Here is a 19857-nt window from a genome sequence, read left to right on the forward strand (position 1 = left end):
CACACCATCCACAAAGCACACTCCGGTGTGCTTTGTCGTATTAATCGCCTATATGTTGAATCTTTCTCTCATCGAAAAATGATATGCATTTAACAATGATAAAGTCCCTATATTAAAAACATCAAAAAGTGGCAAATAGATATTGGACAGGATATTTCACTTAATCTCTCAACCGATCCAGAATTCCCCTTGGAAAATGACATTTAACCTCGCGCTTGCACCTCTGATCATAGCTGTAATTTTATTCCCTTATGCGCTATTTCATGAAGCCAGCTCTGGGATTTTCTCCATTTTCAAGAGCCTGTTTTCAGCGCTTTTTATTAGCTTTTTTGTCTGCCTGACTTACTGGATGATGATCTTCCCTTTCCTATTGGTGACTCACCTGCTGCTACGCCATTATCAACTGTTTAATATCATCACGATTTTAATGAGCTGCGTACTGGAAACCCTGATTCTGGCCTATATCTCGCATCCTTCAAGTGAAAATTTTAGTTCCCATTTTTTGTTTCTGCTGTGTTTTTCCCTGCCGATGGCACTATTTTACAGTTTTCTCAGCCGGCAAGCTGACCAGAGTTGATCAGGCATGCTCTGTTAAATTCCGTTTTAATCCGGTTTTAAGCTTTCATTTTAAAATGATTCAGCTCCTGATTCAGTGCGGCAATCATGTCTGCCCGACTGATAATTCCCACCAATTGCTGCTCGCTCACCACCGGAATATAGTTAAACGAACGCTCAACAAAATACGGCACCAGATCCTGAATGGGTTGTAAAGGCTGCACCGTAATTACCTTACGGGTCATGATATGTTTGACCTGATACTCCCAGCTGCTGCGCACATCGGCAGCGCGCTTGAACCATTCCACCACCTGATACATCGCCAGCGTGCCAACCAGTTGTTCATCGGCATTGACGACGGGCAGGCTCATCAGGTTCATCTGCTTGAACTTGTCCAGGGCATGCTGGATATCATCATTTTCATGCAGCGTTGCCACATCCTTCGTCATAATATCCTGGCAGCTAAATTCATGTACCGCACGCGCATTGGCGCGGTTTTGTGCCTCCAGAATGATTTTTTGCAGGTCATATTCACTGATATCCAGCAGCTCGGTGCGCTGATCCAGCACTTCCTGAATATCCTGCGGTTGAATGGTGACTTTCTGGGTCGGCGTCGGATCCTTGGAACGAGTATTTAATTGAGCTTGCTGCGGATAATCCTTGCCAATCATTCGGTTAAAGACAATGGCAATCACCATCAGCAAAATTGAATTGAGCAGTACCGGATAAAATACAAAGGCATAACCCAGTTCATGCACCGGCTGGCCACCCAGCACTGCAGTAATCGCTACGGCGCCACTCGGTGGATGCAGGGAATCCGTGGTCATCATCAGGATAATCGCCAAGGCCACGGCTACACTAAAAGCCTCAGTCGGACTAGCTATGAATAAAGCGCAACTCACGCCAATCACGGCAGCAATGGTATTTCCGACCAGAATATTCCAGGGCTGTGCTAGAGGACTGGCCGGCACAGCAAACAGCAATACCGAAGATGCACCCATCGGGGCAATATACCAGGCTTCAAAATCCCCCAGAATCCATAAACTCAACAAGGACGAAACCACCAAACCCAATAGTGCGCCAGCTCCACAGAGCAACCGGTCTTTGAGTGGAAGGACTTTGAAATTCGGTTTTAAGGTATTGAGCCAGTCGAGATGGGAGTGAAACACAGTGCGCCTGATCTTATTGTTCATAGATTTTGGGCATTATAGAGCCAAGCCAGATGAAAGGCATCTGTGTTTTACATCTTTTCATCATGAGTCGATCGAAGCTTTTTAAAACCATAATAATCTCGCTCAGCTTGAAAATACTGATCCTGTTTTTTTTGCAGAACAACCGCTCCCCTATCAATCGCCATTGAAATGGAAAAACCCTTTGTAACCATTTTGCTTAGTATATTTCCAGAACATTTTTATTGTGGCCTGCCTATTCATTCAGGTTTGATCAGGGGCTGGATTTTTAACAGCTCAACCTGACCATAATAGGTTGAAAATGCCACATCTCCGGCATCGACTCCAGTGCCAATCCGAATAAGATTTTCGACCGGCGCCAGACGGGTCGGATCAAACTGCACCCATCCACCATCTAAATAGGCTTCAAAAATGGCATGAAAGTCAGGTAAAAACTTTTCAATTTCCACATAACCGACCACCATGCGTGCCGGAATTCCCAAGGCACGGCACAGCGCAATGCCTAAATGGGCAAAGTCACGACATACGCCTGCGCGATGCACCAGTACATCTGTAGCAGTGGTAAACTGATCAGAACTGCCAGACACATAAAAAATATTGTTATAAATCCACTGTTCAATGGCTTTGACCCGCGTATAGCCCGGTGTCATCCAGCCAAATGAGCGTTTCGCCATTTCCAGTAATAAATCCGAATTACAATAATGGCTGGCCAATAAATAAGGCAATACTTCATCGGGCAGCTCAGGAATGGCCACTTCTTTCAGACCTTGCTGTAGCTCCAGAGAGAGGCTCGGTTGACGAACCACTGTCGCCGTATAATTCAGCTCAAAAGCCTCACAGGGTTCGACCTGTAGCCGAACATGACGGTTTTGATGCTGAGTATCCTGGAATTCATGCCATGCTACGGGCAGATTAAAGCTGAGTTGTTCTTCGAGAATATTCTGATCAGGATGATGTGCCGCCTGAAGCATAAAAATAAATTCTGTCGGTTGCACGACCTTGTATTTTAAATGGCATTGAATTTGGTAAGTGGTCATGAAGTTCCTTATTTTTAAGCATTATTATATTGCGTGAATATTAAACTAATTTTAGAGTCGCAATCGTATGAGATCCGTTGAACTTTATGACTCTCCGCTTAACAGCATGCCATACATCTGATTTATTCCTGATTTTCAGATCAGCCTGTATCGGCCAGTACAGCTAAAATCGCAGTAAGCTTCTAAATGCCGCGTATCCTTTAAGCCTGTTTTATTTTTTTCAGAAAAGTATCCCTACATTAACCCTTTGCCACTCCCCTGCAAAGTCCTTATAATTGAGCACAATTTTTCTCTAATTTTAAGTGGATGACCATGAGTCGCGCCATATCGCATATTGATACCTTCCAAGGCTTAATTCTTGCCTTACAAACTTACTGGGCGGAGCAAGGCTGCGTCATTTTGCAACCTTATGATATGGAAATGGGTGCGGGGACATTCCACACTGCGACTTTCCTTCGTGCGCTGGGTCCTGAAACCTGGAATGCCGCTTATGTCCAACCATCACGTCGTCCGAAAGATGGCCGTTATGGTGAAAACCCGAACCGTTTGCAACATTATTACCAATTCCAGGTTGTGCTTAAGCCAAACCCGGACAACATCCAGCAGCTTTACCTAGACTCATTAAAAGCGATCGGTATTGATCCTTTAGTTCACGACATTCGTTTCGTAGAAGACAACTGGGAATCTCCAACACTGGGTGCTTGGGGCTTAGGTTGGGAAGTATGGCTCAACGGTATGGAAGTGACTCAGTTCACTTACTTCCAACAAGTCGGCGGTGTTGAATGCTACCCAGTGACTGGTGAAATCACTTACGGTCTTGAACGTCTTGCAATGTACTTGCAAGGTGTAGATTCAGTTTACGATCTGGTTTGGACCAAAGGCCAGTTCGGTACGGTAACTTATGGCGATGTGTTCCATCAAAATGAAGTGGAACAATCGACCTATAACTTCGAATATGCCAACGTTGAAAAAATGTTTGAATTGTTCGATTTCTATGAAGCTGAAGCAACACGTTTAATTGAAGCGAAACTTCCACTTCCTGCATATGAGCAAGTCGTGAAAGCATCGCATAGCTTCAACTTATTGGATGCGCGTGGCGCGATTTCTGTGACTGAACGTCAACGTTACATTTTACGTGTACGTACTTTGGCACGTTCTATTGCGACAAGTTATGTAGCAGCACGTGCGGAACTTGGTTTCCCAATGGCTGAACCCGCATTACGTGATGAAGTGTTAGCACAGTTAAAAGCACAAGTTGAAGCAGAAGCGAAAGAAGCAAACAAGGAGAGCAAATAATGTCTAAACATACCGTTTTGTTCGAATTGGGTTGTGAAGAACTTCCACCTAAAAGCTTAAAAAAATTACGTGATGCTCTACATGCAGAAACCGTAAAAGGCTTAAAAGATGCTGGTCTTGCTTTTGATTCAATCGAAGCCTATGCAGCACCACGTCGTCTTGCACTTAAAATCGTCAACGTTGATGCTGCGCAAGCGGACACGCAAAAACGTTTTGACGGCCCTGCGAAACAAGCTGCATTTGATAATGAAGGCAACCCGACGAAAGCGCTTGAGGGCTTTATGCGTGGTCAAGGCATCACGGTTGATCAAGTATCAACTTTCCAAGCGGGTAAAGTTGAGAAAGTCTGCTACCTAAAAGACGTAAAAGGTCAAAGCCTTGACGTTTTACTGCCACAAATTTTACAAAATGCGTTAGACAATCTTCCAATCGCAAAACGTATGCGTTCTGCTGCTAGCCGTACTGAATTCGTGCGTCCTGTAAAATGGGTTGTGTTGTTAAAAGACAACGATGTGGTTGATGCAACAATTCAAGATCACAAAGCCGGTAACGTCACTTACGGTCATCGTTTCCACGCGCCAGAAGCAATTACTTTAACGCACGCTGACGAATACTTAGCGAAGTTAAAAGCAGCTCACGTTGTGGCGTCATTTGAAGAACGTCAAGCCATCATCGACCAGCAAGTTAAAACACTTGCTGATGAAGTCAATGCAATTGCGATTGTACCAAGCGATCTTCGTGACGAAGTGACTGCATTGGTTGAATGGCCTGTTGCGCTTCGTGCAAGCTTCGAAGAACGCTTCCTTGCAGTTCCTCAAGAAGCATTGATCACCACGATGCAGGACAACCAAAAGTACTTCTGTTTGGTAAATGCAGACAACAAACTGCAACCGTACTTCATTACTGTGTCAAACATTGAGTCGAAAGACCCGACACAAATTATTGAAGGTAACGAGAAAGTGGTTCGTCCACGTTTGTCTGATGCTGAATTCTTCTTCTTGCAAGATCAAAAGCAACCGCTTGCGTCTCGTAAAGAAAAATTGGCAAACATGGTGTTCCAAGCAGAATTGGGTACGCTTTGGGACAAATCGACACGTATTGCGAAATTGGCTGTGGCTTTAGCTCCAATTACTGGTGCAAAAGCGGAAGATGCTGAAAAAGCGGCGCTTCTTGCAAAATGTGACTTAACCTCTGAGCTTGTGGGTGAATTCCCAGAACTTCAAGGGATCGCGGGTACTTACTACGCACGTCTTGAAGGTGAAAATGCTGAAGTGGCTGAGTCTTTAGGTGAGCAATATCTTCCTAAATTTGCGGGTGACGTTTTACCGAAGACTAAAACAGGTACGACCATTGCCCTTGCGGATCGTTTAGACACGCTCACAGGTATTTTCGGGATCGGTCAAGCACCTACTGGTTCTAAAGACCCGTTTGCACTACGTCGTTCTGCAATTGGTATTTTACGTCTTGTGACTGAAAACGAGCTTGATGTGTCGATTGAAGACCTGATCAAACTTGCACTTGCTGCTTATGGCGATGTATTGAAAGATCACGACAAGACTTTGGCGGATGCTGTTGCATTCCTTGAAGGTCGTTACCGTGCGAAATACGAAGACCAAGGCGTTGCAGTAGACGTGATTCAAGCAGTTCAAGCGTTGTCGCCAAAATCTCCACTTGATTTTGACAAGCGTGTAAATGCGGTAAATCACTTCCGTGCATTGCCTGAAGCTGCTGCTCTTGCGGCTGCCAATAAGCGTGTTGCGAACATTTTGGCTAAAGAAGCTGCACCTGAAGGTGCTGTGGTTGAAGCAAACCTGGTTGAAGATGCTGAAAAAGCGTTATTCGCTGAACTTGCGAAAATCACGCCTGTGGTTGAGCCGTTATTTGCTGCCAAAGACTACACTGCTGCATTGTCTGCACTTGCCGCACTTCGTGCCCCAGTTGATGCGTTCTTTGACGGTGTAATGGTGATGGCTGATGATGCTGACTTGAAAGCAAACCGTTTACGTATGCTTGCTCAGCTTCGTGACTTGTTTACGAAGGTTGCTGATATTTCAGTGCTTCAACACTAAGTTCTGATTTATTAAAAAACCCGCTTTAGAGCGGGTTTTTTAATTCGAGAAGATCTTTATCTTGCTTGTTTAATTTGTCATATAAATCAGGGAAAATTTCTAACATATTATTAATAGCTAATTTCAAATATCCTTCAGCTAAACCTAAAGCATATGCAGAATATATCTCCTCTATTGGTGTCTTTACTCCAGTTCCTCGGTCTGGTTCAAACATTTTATAGAACCCCATTGGAAAACTATGGGTATAAGTAGATAATAGTTGGTAATTTACTTTAAATGCTGATTTTGAATTTCCGATTTTGTGTTCAATTTCTTCTCGACTGAGAAAAAAAGCAGTAGCCCCCTTTAAAAAAATGCCGTTGTTGTTTCTCTTCTAAGTTTTGAAAATATTTAGTACTAGTTAATTCTTTAATCAATTGGTCTTTTAAGTCTATATCCGGTTCTTCTTTACCAATTTCTTTAAATAATTTTTCTCTAGCTATAAAATCATGATAATTAAAAAGCTTTTTTCTAGCTAATGCTTCATCTTCTGAGATTTTATCAATACAAAGATAAAAAAATGTTTGATAGCACTCCATTAAATTTCTAGCTAAAGTAAATGCTGAATTAAAATCCCAATGTGAATTATATTTCTTGCCAGTATCCAAATCTGCTAATTTTTTTAAAGAGATCGAAGTAACACAAATTTTTGTAAAAAGGATAGAGGCCCATCCTTTTCTATAATCTACTAATCTTCCAGCTACACTTTTTGAAATTTTGATTGCTAAACTTGTATACTTTACATACGTATTAAATTGTTTATGAAATTTTAATTCATCGATATTATTCATTCGCTATGCTCTTTATCCAATTTCTATAATTAAAAAATATACTTTAAGTGCCTCATTTTCATATTTCAGAAAAATTCCAAAGATGAAAATAATAAAATTTCAAAAGCTCGCTTTTAAGCTAAGCCAGACAAATACTATAGGCATATCCCTATATATTTCATATACTCAACCTAACAACACTCAACAAGAAAGAATCATATGAAATTTAAAACACTCATTCTGACTGGTCTTGCGAGTATCGCAGTTACAGCTTGTACATCTGCACCAAAAATCCCACAGCTTCAGGTTGGCGTCTTACAGGAAGTCCAAAACCTCGAAGTTGTTCCAGCTACCACCAACAACAAGGCAAAACTGACCAAATTTCTCGACAAATGCGTGATTGAATTTACCGGCGATATCGGCAATAACCGTGTCATTGAACAATGGTCATTTAAAGGTATGACTCTAATCGATGCCGGCTCAGCGACTTTCCAGCGCGACGGTACTAGCACTGCACAAAAATTTGACCTGCACGATGCAGGCGTACAAAAGAACTTTGTCAGCTTACGCGAACATTTCGCCAAAGATGCCCTGACACAATGTGACTAAAAAAATCGCCCTGTTTAAGTATAAGAACAGGGCTTTTATTTTGCTAAAAATCAATTCGACACTTGGGCTAATTTCTACTGCCCTTTCTTTAAAAATTACAATATTTCGGCACAGATCAACCTGAAAGCTCTGCACTCTTCACAGGATATTCATTGTTTTTGACCCATTATCCGTTACACTGAAAAACAAACTCAGACCGCACTTAGACGAATTCGAGGTCGATCCATAATGAATATCAAAACCCCAATTATTTTAACGACAGCTTTAATGCTTTCTGTTCCAGCATTCGCACAAACCACGACTCAGTCTGCTAAACCGGTTAAGCCTTATGGTGAAAATCCGAACCTGCTGCATGTCTTTGCTTATAAAGCACAGGAAGGCGTGATTAATACTGCTGAGAAAGTCGGTGAAGCAACGGAAAAAGGCATTGCCAAAATCAAGCCGGGGGTAGACCGGGCCTGGAGCAATACCAAATCTGCAACCTCTGATACACTGCAAAAAGTAGATCAGGGTGCAACTCAGGCAGCCCAGCAAACCGGTCAGAAAATCCAGCAGACCAAAGAAGTCTGGCGTGGAAATTCACAACAGGCACCTATCGTGCAGCAGCCTTTAAGCCAGTCGAGTGCGACGCAAAACCCAAATACACCACAGACTCAACCCCAGTCAGGATCAGCTACCAGTTATGCGGTAACCGATTTATAAAAAAAGCCCGTGATGGGCTTTTTTAATTTTTAGAAAATAAAACTATTATCTTGTATCGACGCGATCTATCAATTGACCTGTCGGATCGGCTGACCTTGTTTAAATGCTGCTACATTTTCCACCATCTGATCCACAATCCGTTGTCGTGCATCAACACTGCCCCACGCATTATGCGGTGTCACAATCAGGTTGGGAATCGTTGAATCAAGTAGTACATTGCCCTGTTTCGGTGGCTCTACCGTGAGTACATCCGTCGCTGCACCGGCAATCTTGCCTGCACGCAGAGCCTCAACCAATGCCGCTTCATCAACAATTCCACCACGCGCACAGTTAATTAAAAATGCACTGCTTTTCATTGCATCCAGTTCAGCATGACTGATTAAATGGTGGGTATCTTCAGTGAGTGGACAATGCAAAGTTAAAAAATCGACTTGAGGAAGCAGCTCGGTAAATGGGATACGGGATGCATCCGCCGGACGATTTGGCAGCGCGGCAATAAGCACTTTCATGCCAAAGGCCTCGGCCAGTTTCGCCACCGCATGACCCAGTTCGCCATAACCCACAATGCCCAATGTTTTTCCGGCCAGCTCGACAATTGGCGCATCCAGCAAACAGAACTGACTGGCTTTTTGCCATTCGCCTTGTTCTAATGCACGTTGATAAGACAGGAATGAAGTCGCCAGATTGAGCATCAACATGATGGTATGCTGCGCGACTGCCGAAGTGCCATAAGCCTGACAGTTACACACGACGATCCCTTGCGCTTTGGCCGCCTCAAGGTCGACATTATTGGTGCCGGTTGCAGAGATTAAAATGAGTTTGAGTTGAGGGCATTGCTGAATCGTAGCTGCATCGATCATCACCTTATTCGTAATGATGACATCGAAACCAGCTACACGGGATACAATCTCGGCAGCCGAGGTCGCCGGATACAAAACTAGTGAATCAAATACTGCATGCAGTGCCTGAAAGTCCAAATCCTGCTGGTCTAAAGAAGCATAGTCTAAATAAACGGCTTTCATGGCTGTTCCCTCAATCCTGTTTGACAATTTATGTCTGTCATTTAAAACAAGTCATTGAGGCTTTTCAACCTGTTTCCAGCCTGATGCAATTAATCCAGCGGTTTATCCATATGATTACGTAGTGACTTGCGAATTCGATACACCACATACACAGACAGAATAATCATAAAGATGATGGACGCACTGACCATGATCACTGCAGAATGCACAGTTTCTGCATGCGCCAGATTAGGTAGAACCAAACCGAAGATAAAACATACTTGCATCATCCGAGTCGCTTGCATCATAGAGATCCCCTTCTTCGTTTCAACCATCGGGAACGATATAATTGGTTTATTATTTATACCGCTTATCTCTATATTATGCCAAGCTCATCACAAGTCAAGTAATTGTTTTTTATAAAAATTTTTAGTTAACTTATCTCACTGTGCGTCACAAACTGCGTATTTTTGTCACTATCGTCGATAAAAGCAGCAGCACCATACTCATTGGTACTCAGATTCAGCTGCTTATAGCTAAACATATAAAAATCGCTATAACGCTTCATTAAAATCGGGTGCATGCCCAGACTGAGTTCATCCTGTTCCTTGATCAGCTTCATGATATGCCGGTCATTCATCACCACCAGATAACGTTCATCATTCAGGTTAATACTCAATAAACCATTACCTTTGGCATAAATTGGAATCAGGAATTTATGGTTCAGGGCAATTGCACCTTCTGCATAACTTTCGATTTTATGGCTGATGACATTAAATACCAGACCATGCCCATACTGGTCTAACAGCAACTGACGATTTTCCTGCGGCAAATTCACATGAATGCCGAGCTTGAGCAGGTCATGCTGATCGACCTGTTTATTGCGCAAAAGTTCCCGCAAAATAACCTGTTTCTGGCTGGCATCAAAAAACTGGTTATCCAGTTGCAGATCATTATTTTTCAGAATGTGTCCCAAGGCCATGCGGTGCCGTGGCAAGACATTTTCGATCACCTTGCGGTAGTAGAACTTGCTGTTTTTCTTGACCCGACGCATTTTCTGGTAGAAATAACTTGGCTCATATTCATGCACCAAAAAGTCATAGAGCAATTCGGAACTAGCCAAAACTGCGATCGCATCATGTCCGGTAAAAGGCAAATGCAGCACATGATGATGCGGAATCAGCGCCTCTAATTTCAGATAATGGGCACGATCTTCGGCACAGTAAGGATCATAGACAATAATATATTCACATGCAGGCTCGATATCCTGAGCTTCAACCCGCATCCCGGCATTCAGCTCTGGCTGATAGAACATGTTGTAGCGCGCATCTTGCACATCTTCCGGGTCAATCGAGTATTGTGGCACCATCGCCACCACCCGTTGTACGCCCAAGGCACGGGAATATTTAATCGCGGCATAGCCGCCCATCGAGCCACCATACGCAATACGCTGCTGAAATGGCGCAATCAGATCTGCGATGGCTTGCAACATGTTCCACATGGAACCTTGCGGAAACCATGATTTATGCTTGGGCATAATGCCAAGTACATTAAACTCGAATTTCGCCAGTGACTTTTCTGCATTGATGTTGAGGCCCTTGGCACGGGTAATCAAATCGCCAAATGAAAAAATCAGTTCTGAAGAAGATCCCGGCATAAAAATCGCGCGTATATGTTCATCTTCAAAAACAATCTGCTTGTCCATAACTTTCCCGTGCTGGTAAATCGAACCCTTCCACAACAATTCAGTCAATGAACGCTGTCAAAAAAGTGAATATGCTATTTTATATCGATCAAAAAGATTAAAAAGCGCAAAATATGACACAATCATTACATCCTGCAGCAAAACGGGGTTTTAGTGCGTCTGCTGAGCTCTATCAGCAAGTGCGTCCCGATTATCCGGCAGAAATCAGCCAATGGCTGAGTGAAACGCTGGCTTTGCCTGCAGGTGCGCATCTTCTGGATTTGGGCAGTGGCACCGGCAAGTTTATCCCCTATTTACGCCCGCTCAGTAAGCACATTATCGCGATTGATCCTGTCCCGGAAATGCTGGCTCAATTAAAACAGGCGCATCCAGACATTCATGTTCTTGAAGGCATGAGCCATCAACTTCCCTTGCCCGATCATAGCCTGAATGCGGTATTTTGTGCACAGTCATTTCACTGGTTTGCCGATTCTGCTACCTTACAAGAATTAGATCGGGTACTCAAACCGCTTGGCTATCTGGTATTAATCTGGAATCAGCGCGATACGCGGGTGGACTGGGTTCAAGCCTTGGCCGATTGTATTGTCCCATTGGAAGGCGATACGCCGCGCTATCATAGCGGCATCTGGCGCGAGGTCTTTGCACAGCAAACGCTATTTCAGCCCTATGCAGAAACCACAATGACCCAGCAACAGCATGGCAGTGTCGAGCAGGTGGTATCCAAGCGGCTGCTCTCGACTAGTTTTATTGCAGCCATGCCTGAACAGCAGCAGGCACAGTTAAAACAACAATTTGAACAGATCATCCAGCAATATACAGCCAAAAGCGCAGAGGAAATGATCGATTTTCCTTATGTCACCCATATCTATGTGTTCAAGAAAAGTAATTAAAAACAGGAGGCGATCATGCATAAAATACCAGGAATGACACGAACGCTGTTGTTCGCTGCGGCCATGCTGCTGATGGCATGTGACCAGAAAACGACCGAAACTCCGACTGAAGCGACAACAGATAATACGGCTTCAGATCAAGTCATGCAGGAACTGAAAACCGAGCCACTGAAAGACTTCCCTAAAACTGCTGATGATCCGCATGATATTGCTGCATTGACGGATTATGAACAGCGCTTTCAGGAAATGAGCAGCGACTTGGAAAAAGAATTAAACAGCATGCGCGATGATGAAAATATGACAGAAGAATTTGTCCAGCAACGTCAGCGTGATCATGTCCAGTCAGCATTGAATATGTTGAAGGCTTTAGAACTGAAAACCGAACAGGGCCGTTATATTCAGGGCTTAATGTATCAATACTGGGAACATCAGGACAAATTACTCAATACTCCCAAGACTCAAGCTACACCCGTGAATGAAGCCAGTGAGAATGTCAAAGGTCTAGGGAAATATCTACACGCCCAAGAACAACTGGAACGCTGGCGTTCGCAATATCCGGATCTCGCCAAGAAAGAACCCGCTTCCCGGCAAGTGAAGGAATAGTCTAGGATGCTAAATTGGCACACAGCTTAGATAAAATACAAAAATAATCTAAGCTGAACTGGCAGCTTTAAAACAGCGTGAATGAACAAGGCCGGATCTGTTGAGTCTGCATTCAGTATAAATACTAGATCATCCTAGCTATAAAATGACTTAATCTGCTGTCAGAAACTGATGCACACCTTCACCCGCTGCACGCCCTGTGGCAAAACAGGCTGTCAGTAGATAACCGCCGGTCGGTGCATCCCAGTCCAGCATTTCTCCGCAAAGAAATACATGTGGGTTAGATTTCAATTGTAGCTGTTCTGACAACACTTCACGCTTGACACCACCTGCACAGCTAATCGCCTCTTCAATCGGGCGGAAACCTGTGAGTGGAAGGGTCAAATGTTTAATTTTTTTGGCTAATTCAGCAGCATCTTGCCATACCGCTTTGGCTACCAATTCCCGTACTAAGGCCGCCTTGGCACCGTCCAATCCAGCTTTACGCCAGACATTAGTTAAAGACTGCTTCTTACTTGGCTGTAATTTTTGCGCAAGCTGTTCCATGCTTTGATTTGGGAAGAGGTCCAGATGCAGCTGCATCGGCTGCCCCTGTTTTAGTTGCTCGCGTAAACCCCGACCCTGCTTATAGATCAGGCCACTTTCCAGACCGTAATGGCTAATTACGATATCGCCAACGGTCTTTTCACCTTGCCCTAACCATGCTGCAACACGTTTCAGCGGCTGACCAAAGACTGGCTGCATAAATCGAGACCAGGGATATTCCACTCCGGCATTACTGGCCTGGAAAGGCTCAATTTCATCCGGCTTTAACCAGGCTTGCCATGCACCATCACTACCCAACGCTGACCAAGACACTGCACCACAAGCCAGAATAATGGCATCAAAATATTCAGTACGATGTTCATTATTTTTCAGATCACGCAGCTCAAGCTGTTGCTGCTGCAACTGGCTGACTTTATGCCGGTAATGAAACTGAACGCCATCATTGGCCAAACGCTTGAGCCAGGCACGCAACAAGGGCGCGGCTTTCATTTCAGTCGGGAATACCCGGCCAGACGAACCGATATAAGGTTCTATACCGAGCTGTTTCATCCAGTCTTGAATCCAGAGCGCATCCCACTGTTTGATCCAAGGTGACAACCACTCCCCCTGATCATAACGTTGTACAAACTGTAGCACAGGCTCGGCATGAGAAATATTCAGGCCGGTTTTACCTGCCATCAGGAATTTACGCGCGGCAGACGGTTTTTGCTCATAGATATGCAACTCATAATCAAACTGACTGAGCACTTCTGCTGCCATTAAGCCTGCGGGGCCTGCGCCCACAATAGCAATGCGTTTGCTCATCTGCTTATTCCGAGACGGTGGCATTCTGCCCTTGCAAAGGCTGGAAATCATCAAAACGTGTCACATAACTTTCAGGCTTGCTGATGATTAGTTGCTGGCATAATTCGCCGCGTTCCAGATATTTAATTTCAAAATGGGTGCGCGCCGAATCTGCAGCAATCACTTCTTTGACAAAAGGCAGCTTCCAGAGCTCTCGCACCTGTATTTCTGCTTCTTCGATATAGGCAGGAATATTACTGGCCAAAGTAATCGTTCCCCCGGTTTTCAGGCGTGAAAGTAGAAACTCAAAAAATGGCATATTGACCCAGCGCTGTGCCGGATTATGCGGTTCAGGATTTGGATATAAAATAAAGAATTGTTCTACCTGCTGCGGATACAGTGCATGTACGATCCACGGTAAAGCATCGGCATGAACGGTTTGTAAATTAGTTTGACCCTCAACAGCATGCTGTTTTTGCATCGCCAGAAATTTTTCACGGGTACGTTCAATTGCAATCAGTTGAGTATCGGGATTGTTCTTGCTGAATAACAAGGCATGTTTACCTTTACCCGCTCCCACTTCGACGCAGACCGGTTCAGGACTGATGCTTTGAAAATCACGGGGCGCATGCATACGCTGTGCTTGAAATTGACGAATCGGCATAATCAGATCAAACTAATAAAAACCGCATAAGTCTAACAAGTGCGGCTATATTTGCCTAATCGAACCTTTATTTTTCTTTGGAGTCGTCCCATGCCTACCACTTTAAACTGTCCGCGCTGTGGCAAGCTGACCACATGGGAAGATAATGAATTCCGTCCTTTTTGCTCAGAACGTTGCAAGATGATTGATCTAGGCGCTTGGGCCAATGAGGAATATAGTTTGCCTACTCAGGATGCACCACAAGCCGACAACAGCGAAGAATAAAATGTCTTCCCTGTCGAAAATTCTGTCTGAAAGCAGAATCTTGTCGAAATTAAGTAAATAAATCATATGAATTTTATAAAATTACTTAGATAAAGCAACACGAATTAACATCTTTCATAAAGCCTTAGTATTATTGTTCTACTCTAAATTTTCACATTATTTTTAGAGCAATAATATGGGTTATATTATTTTAAGAGTCATATTAATTTAAGAGTCATATTAATTGGGGTTGGTCTACTCGCACTTCTTTCGTTGGGAGTCGGCATTTTCCAACAAGATAGTTTATTTATTGTATTGGGTGTGCTTTTTGCTTTTGCCGCTTGGCTCATACACATGCAAACGCGACAACTTCGCAATAATCCCTTTTCAGAATAAAAATAAAAGACCAAACTATATTGGTCTTTTATTTACGCTTTTAACCCGCTTTACCTGCAACAAAAGGATTATGCTGCTTTTCAAAACCAATGGTGCTGATCGGACCATGTCCTGAAATAAATCGAGTTTCATCTGGCAGGCTGAAACATTCACGCTGAATTGAATCTATGAGCTGCTGATGATTGCCACGCGGGAAATCGGTGCGGCCAATTGAGCCTTTGAACAAGACATCACCTGTCCATAACAAGTCATAATTTTTGTTATAGAACATCACGTGACCCGGCGTATGTCCTGGGGCAAAACGCACTTCAAATTCTTCATTGCCGAGTGTGAGAACTTCACCACCTTCCAGCCACTGGGTCACTTCGACTTTTTCCTGAATCGGAAAACCATAACGTGCAGAAACTTCCTGAATCATGTCAAGCCAGAATGCATCTTCCTTATGCGGTCCGATTACCGGCACATCCCAAGCCTTTTTTAACGCGCCCACAGCACCCGCATGGTCCAGATGACCATGGGTCAACCACAAGGCTTTAACTGTTAAACCCAGTACTTCAACTTCAGCCTTCAGTTTCTCAGGTTCGCCCCCTGCATCAATCAAAATGGCTTCTTTGGTGTCCGTATCCCAAATGATGGAACAGTTTTGCTGAAATGCAGTAACCGGAACAATTTTGACTTGTAACATGGGGTGAAAAACCTCGGGCAAGTTAATGAGCAAGTGTCTGTGTCAATGCATCCAGATTAGCCTGTAGCAGACTATTGAGCAATCGCAAATGATCTTCACGGCTATTTAAAGCAGGAATATAACTATAGCTTTCACCGCCGAGTGCTTTAAAAGCCTCGGCATTTTCAATTGCCAGCTCTTCAAGCGTTTCCAGACAGTCCGCGGAAAATGCCGGACTCATCACCTGAATTGATTTCACCCCCTGTTTCGCCCAATCTTCAAGCAAAACATCGGTATAGGGCTTGATCCATTCCTGCTTGCCAAACCGTGACTGGAAGCTGATCGCATATTGATCTTCGCTTAAACCCAGGGCTTTAGCTAACAGCTTACCAGTTATGCGGCAACGGTCGGCATAAGGATCGCCTTTATCGGCATAGGGCTGTGGAATGCCGTGGAAAGACATTAACAATTTTTCTGGCTTACCATGAATTGCCTGATAGTCACGTACACTTTGAGCCAGCGACTGGATAAATAAAGGATGTTGATAATAATCCCGGATCACTGTCAAACCGGGTAAATTGCGCTGTTGAACCACCCATTTCGCCACTGCATCGTATAAAGGTGCGGTCGACGTGGCTGAATATTGGGGAAACAGGGGAAATAGAATCACGTGTTCCTGTGGCTGCGCGGAGACTTGTGCCAAGACATCCTGAATGTTGGGATTGCCATAGGTCATGGCGGGCACCACATTCAGTTCAAACTGTGGATACAGCTGGGTGAGATGTGTCTTGACTGCGCTGACCTGCTCAAACAGAATTTCACGCATCGGTGAATCCTGTCCCCATACTTGTGCATAAGCCTGTGATACCCGCTTTGGACGGAAGGGTAAAATGAATAAGCGCAGAATGATTTGCCAAATCGGTTTGGGAATCTCAATCACACGCTGGTCGGATAAAAACTGCTTGAGAAAACGGCGTACCGCAGGAATCGTAGGCTCATCTGGTGTGCCCAAGTTTGCCAATATAATCGTCACTTTCGCTTTAGCAGTAGAATACATTCAGTTCGTCCGTCAGGATATCAACCCCTGTACTTTAACAGCTTTTTATTTATTCTCTCTATGGATTAATACGCTGACTTATATTGAAAAGTGCGATCTAAATCCAGCAAGCTGCTATCCAGCAATTTTTGCGCTTTTGGCGTGATCTGCCACAGCATGCGCTGTCGGTCATCACGACCGGATGGCACAATCCAGTCATTCTGGCGCATTTGAATTTTTAAACTATGCAAGGCACGGATATTCATCTGGGCACGCGCCACTGCATGTGCACGCGGCATCTGTACCCGTGCATCCTGCAAACCGGTTTCATTCAGATATTCATTCATGCGCTTCGAGAAAAATTCCTCAGGGGTCGGATTGACAAAGGTGGAGCCCAGCAACGCCAACAATTGCGCCCAAGTCAGTTTCTTCTGGACTTTGATTTCCTTGAAGTTACCATCCTGATAAGCATGCATCCGGTATTCAAAAGAAAAAATTTCATGCATCGCTACTTTGGGCAAGCTTAGGAATGGATCAACTTCTGCAGTTCCACCATCACGTTCCAGTTGAGCCACTTTGGCTTTCAGCTGATCAATCTCGTCATGTAGCGCCTGAGTATTTTGCGGACGCACCCAGCCAGTCACCGGATAGCGCTCCAACATTTGCGGCATGTTAAAACGCACTGCCATTTCCAGATCTCGCAGGCTGCGGTAAGTAAAGACCTGATCGACTTCCTGCTGTAATAACTGACGGAATTCCTTAAATTTTTCCTGTAATTCCGGTTTGGCATCATGCAATGCACTTTCACGTGATGCCGGATCATCATGCATAAACACAATAATCGGTTTTTGCTTGGTCACTGCATAAATATATTCGAGATGCATATAGCCAACACCCGATACCGACTGCTCTCCATACTGGCTTCCCAGCAGAATCACGACATAATCACAGTCATCAATCTGGCGGCGTGCAAATGCAGTATTCAGCGGTGTACGCTGTTCCAGTCCCCACGAGAAAAACCCCATTCCTACCAGTGTTTGAGACAGAATGATACGCTCCGGTTGCATTTCTGCCCCAGAGGTTGAGATGAACACTTGGTACCGTTTATCCAGCATGGGCTATCCTCTTCTCCTGTACATTTGGGTAAAAAATGCATCATCACATGCTTCTTTACCCAATATGGCCACCCCAAAATCAAAATATCTTTCTTCTTAAATTATAAAAATGAGTTTTAAACTGCACTCATATTACTGACCTGCCATTTTAAATCGGCCGGAATCAGGTGCTGCAAAATCGGTCGGAGCTGTTCAGCATTCTGCCCACTCACCACCAATTCAATTTTCACGCTTTCTTTAGACTTATGCTCAAATAATAACCCATTTTTAATTAAAATTCGGGCCGTTTGTCTTGCAACCGCGAATCCTGAGTCAATTAATGTCAGCTTTTGACCAAAAATATACTGAATTGACGATTTTAGGAAGGGGTAATGTGTACATCCTAACACTAAATAATCAGCGCCCTGATCTACAACTGGTTGTAAAATCTCTTTTAATGTCTGCAAACAGGCTGCACTCATCTGCTCCCCAGCCTCAACAAAAGGCACCAGATCCAGACTGGTCACAGGCAGGACTTTGACTTGAGCCGGTTCGGCAAAACGGGAAATGACATCTTTAATCAGTTGGCCGCGGAAGGTCGCGGGCGTGGCCAATACCGCCACCGTTTTCGACTGGGTATTCAGGACCGCCGGTTTAAGCGCGGGTACTAAACCGATAATCGGAAAGTTTTCACCATAATAGTCACGCAAATAATCCAGACTAAAAGCGGAAGCGGTATTACAAGCCACCACCGCAACTTTACAACCTTGACGATAAAGCCATTCAATCGCCTGAGCCGTCAAGGCACGAATTTCCTGATCATCTCTCGGACCATAAGGCACATGCGCAGTATCCGCATAATAGACAAAGCGCTCATTAGGCAAATGACGGGCAATTTCCAGGGCGACTGACAAGCCGCCTACGCCTGAGTCAAAAATGCCAATAGGCGCATCTGCCGTGGCATTGGGCATCGAGTCTAATAGCTGGGAAATTGGTTGAATAGCGCTCATAACGTTGCAGGTGGCTTGTTTGAAATTTCTAGCGTTCAAGCTTAAACCTCAGGTGCTCAAATGCAAGTCTAAATCACCACTTTTCAAACTTAAAACGGTTTCGCCTGCCGGATTTTCATCAAGCTCTCCCATCTCGACCAGATGTAAAAATGCCGCACGCTGAATCAGTGCATTAATCCCAAAACGCACATGCACATAAGGCCTCAACTCACCTTTGTATTCACGCATAAAGATTGGATGTTCAGCATCGACAATAATCAGGTCTTGCGTGGTTGTGCCCAGTTGCAGATAAGTCACTCCATTGATCTCAACCTGATCGACCTGATTGACAAATAAAGGTTCATCTTCAACTTCGATTTCAATCATTTCTACTGGTGTTTTTAGATAGAATTTATCGTTTTCTTTCCAGAGCACCGTTGCAAACAGGCCAATCATCGGCTGACGCTTGATCAATTGACCTTCGTGCCACCATTCGCCGTTGGCTAAAACCTTGAGATCCATTGTGCCACAATGCTTTGGCTGCCATTGCTCCAAAGGGGGTATTGACCTTTTGTGACTGCCCTGTGCATCTTTTAAGTATTGTGCGATATCCATTAAATTTTTATCATCGGGATAAGTTACTTTTTTCGTCGGATTTGTGCTGGGTACTGGCTTATCCATAAAAGAAGACCTTAATGACGGAAAAATAATATGTTTCAGCCAATTGGCTAAAACCGGCTTTAAAACTATACTAGCCCAGATTATCAAAGACACCAGCATTTTTGTGTCTAGGAACCAAGAACACTTATGGCAGCACCCAATCATATGATTATGGTTGCCACCGAATAGTAATATGAGGAGTCCTACATGGAACACATCGAACGTGAATCGATGGAGTTTGACGTCGTCATCGTAGGCGCAGGCCCTGCGGGTCTTTCTGCTGCGATCAAAATCCGTCAACTTGCAATTGAAAACA

General features: G+C 44.2%; 23 protein-coding genes. 9 read left to right on the top strand and 14 right to left on the bottom strand.

Annotated features, from left to right (window positions below):
* Window positions 1–196 precede the first annotated feature (196 nt).
* Window positions 197–577: a hypothetical protein gene (locus NI455_RS07000; protein WP_253113248.1), complete on the top strand. Its 381-nt coding sequence runs from the start codon at window positions 197–199 to the stop codon at window positions 575–577.
* 37 nt (window positions 578–614) lie between these two features.
* Here NI455_RS07000 and NI455_RS07005 read toward each other — a convergent pair whose 3' ends face one another.
* Both NI455_RS07005 and NI455_RS07010 read right to left on the bottom strand, forming a co-directional pair.
* Window positions 615–1724, bottom strand: a complete 1110-nt coding sequence (locus NI455_RS07005; RefSeq protein ID WP_253113252.1) for an HPP family protein — start codon at window positions 1722–1724, stop codon at window positions 615–617.
* Between the two features lie 260 nt (window positions 1725–1984).
* Window positions 1985–2782 carry a transglutaminase-like domain-containing protein gene (locus NI455_RS07010; protein ID WP_253113255.1) on the bottom strand — a complete coding sequence of 266 codons (798 nt, stop codon included), beginning with the start codon at window positions 2780–2782 and terminating at the stop codon, window positions 1985–1987.
* Between the two features lie 312 nt (window positions 2783–3094).
* Here NI455_RS07010 and glyQ point away from each other — a divergent pair, with 312 nt between their 5' ends.
* Both glyQ and glyS read left to right on the top strand, forming a co-directional pair.
* On the top strand, window positions 3095–4078 hold the full coding sequence (gene glyQ, locus NI455_RS07015; protein WP_004278542.1) for a glycine--tRNA ligase subunit alpha: 984 nt from the start codon (window positions 3095–3097) through the stop codon (window positions 4076–4078).
* Window positions 4078–6147 carry a glycine--tRNA ligase subunit beta gene (gene glyS / locus NI455_RS07020; RefSeq protein WP_253113258.1) on the top strand — a complete coding sequence of 690 codons (2070 nt, stop codon included), beginning with the start codon at window positions 4078–4080 and terminating at the stop codon, window positions 6145–6147. The genes glyQ and glyS overlap by 1 nt, the downstream gene beginning before the upstream one ends.
* A gap of 25 nt (window positions 6148–6172) precedes the next feature.
* Here the strand turns inward: glyS and NI455_RS07025 are convergent, their stop codons facing one another.
* Window positions 6173–6361, bottom strand: coding sequence for a hypothetical protein (locus NI455_RS07025; protein WP_253113262.1), 189 nt, complete (start codon window positions 6359–6361; stop codon window positions 6173–6175).
* Between the two features lie 91 nt (window positions 6362–6452).
* Window positions 6453–6977, bottom strand: a complete 525-nt coding sequence (locus NI455_RS07030; protein ID WP_253113264.1) for a DUF5677 domain-containing protein — start codon at window positions 6975–6977, stop codon at window positions 6453–6455.
* A 198-nt stretch (window positions 6978–7175) separates the two neighbouring features.
* Between NI455_RS07030 and NI455_RS07035 the strand changes: the two genes are divergently transcribed.
* Both NI455_RS07035 and NI455_RS07040 read left to right on the top strand, forming a co-directional pair.
* Complete coding sequence (locus NI455_RS07035; RefSeq protein WP_004278545.1) at window positions 7176–7565, top strand: hypothetical protein; 390 nt, start codon at window positions 7176–7178, stop codon at window positions 7563–7565.
* Between the two features lie 228 nt (window positions 7566–7793).
* The gene (locus NI455_RS07040; RefSeq protein WP_004729377.1) at window positions 7794–8267 is read left to right on the top strand and encodes a hypothetical protein; all 474 of its coding nucleotides are present in this window, start codon (window positions 7794–7796) and stop codon (window positions 8265–8267) included.
* Between the two features lie 68 nt (window positions 8268–8335).
* Here the strand turns inward: NI455_RS07040 and NI455_RS07045 are convergent, their stop codons facing one another.
* From NI455_RS07045 to NI455_RS07055, 3 genes are all read right to left on the bottom strand, one after another.
* Entirely contained in the window at window positions 8336–9289 is a 954-nt protein-coding gene (locus tag NI455_RS07045) for a 2-hydroxyacid dehydrogenase (protein WP_253113266.1), read from the bottom strand.
* Between the two features lie 89 nt (window positions 9290–9378).
* Window positions 9379–9576 carry a hypothetical protein gene (locus NI455_RS07050; RefSeq protein ID WP_253113269.1) on the bottom strand — a complete coding sequence of 66 codons (198 nt, stop codon included), beginning with the start codon at window positions 9574–9576 and terminating at the stop codon, window positions 9379–9381.
* Between the two features lie 125 nt (window positions 9577–9701).
* Window positions 9702–10973, bottom strand: coding sequence for a hypothetical protein (locus NI455_RS07055; protein WP_253113271.1), 1272 nt, complete (start codon window positions 10971–10973; stop codon window positions 9702–9704).
* 113 nt (window positions 10974–11086) lie between these two features.
* Between NI455_RS07055 and NI455_RS07060 the strand changes: the two genes are divergently transcribed.
* Both NI455_RS07060 and NI455_RS07065 read left to right on the top strand, forming a co-directional pair.
* Entirely contained in the window at window positions 11087–11863 is a 777-nt protein-coding gene (locus NI455_RS07060; RefSeq protein ID WP_253113273.1) for a class I SAM-dependent methyltransferase, read from the top strand.
* Between the two features lie 15 nt (window positions 11864–11878).
* Entirely contained in the window at window positions 11879–12466 is a 588-nt protein-coding gene (locus tag NI455_RS07065; protein WP_004647351.1) for a hypothetical protein, read from the top strand.
* A 150-nt stretch (window positions 12467–12616) separates the two neighbouring features.
* Here the strand turns inward: NI455_RS07065 and NI455_RS07070 are convergent, their stop codons facing one another.
* Together NI455_RS07070 and NI455_RS07075 are read right to left on the bottom strand one after the other, a co-directional pair.
* Window positions 12617–13816, bottom strand: a complete 1200-nt coding sequence (locus NI455_RS07070; protein WP_253113276.1) for a TIGR03862 family flavoprotein — start codon at window positions 13814–13816, stop codon at window positions 12617–12619.
* 4 nt (window positions 13817–13820) lie between these two features.
* Window positions 13821–14465, bottom strand: coding sequence for a class I SAM-dependent methyltransferase (locus NI455_RS07075; RefSeq protein ID WP_171248517.1), 645 nt, complete (start codon window positions 14463–14465; stop codon window positions 13821–13823).
* An 84-nt stretch (window positions 14466–14549) separates the two neighbouring features.
* Between NI455_RS07075 and NI455_RS07080 the strand changes: the two genes are divergently transcribed.
* Entirely contained in the window at window positions 14550–14723 is a 174-nt protein-coding gene (locus NI455_RS07080) for a DNA gyrase inhibitor YacG (RefSeq protein ID WP_004278554.1), read from the top strand.
* Between the two features lie 415 nt (window positions 14724–15138).
* On the opposite strand, the gene NI455_RS07085 is transcribed toward NI455_RS07080, so the two are convergent.
* The 5 genes from NI455_RS07085 to NI455_RS07105 form a co-directional block, all read right to left on the bottom strand.
* Window positions 15139–15783 carry an MBL fold metallo-hydrolase gene (locus NI455_RS07085; protein WP_253113278.1) on the bottom strand — a complete coding sequence of 215 codons (645 nt, stop codon included), beginning with the start codon at window positions 15781–15783 and terminating at the stop codon, window positions 15139–15141.
* 22 nt (window positions 15784–15805) lie between these two features.
* Window positions 15806–16819 (bottom strand): ferrochelatase, encoded by a 1014-nt coding sequence (gene hemH / locus NI455_RS07090; RefSeq protein ID WP_005250516.1) that lies wholly within the window; start codon window positions 16817–16819, stop codon window positions 15806–15808.
* Between the two features lie 65 nt (window positions 16820–16884).
* Window positions 16885–17913 carry a DUF4062 domain-containing protein gene (locus NI455_RS07095; protein WP_005102932.1) on the bottom strand — a complete coding sequence of 343 codons (1029 nt, stop codon included), beginning with the start codon at window positions 17911–17913 and terminating at the stop codon, window positions 16885–16887.
* A gap of 116 nt (window positions 17914–18029) precedes the next feature.
* The gene (gene murI / locus NI455_RS07100) at window positions 18030–18902 is read right to left on the bottom strand and encodes a glutamate racemase (protein ID WP_005108030.1); all 873 of its coding nucleotides are present in this window, start codon (window positions 18900–18902) and stop codon (window positions 18030–18032) included.
* Between the two features lie 48 nt (window positions 18903–18950).
* Window positions 18951–19562: a DUF1285 domain-containing protein gene (locus tag NI455_RS07105; RefSeq protein ID WP_253113280.1), complete on the bottom strand. Its 612-nt coding sequence runs from the start codon at window positions 19560–19562 to the stop codon at window positions 18951–18953.
* A gap of 186 nt (window positions 19563–19748) precedes the next feature.
* On the opposite strand from NI455_RS07105, the gene NI455_RS07110 reads away from it, so the two are divergent.
* Window positions 19749–19857 (top strand): FAD-binding protein (locus NI455_RS07110; RefSeq protein ID WP_253113285.1); only part of this gene is annotated, 109 nt, incomplete at its 3' end.

It is taken from the genome of Acinetobacter lwoffii, from assembly GCF_024129435.1.
Taxonomy (GTDB): Bacteria; Pseudomonadota; Gammaproteobacteria; order Pseudomonadales; family Moraxellaceae; genus Acinetobacter; species Acinetobacter lwoffii_F.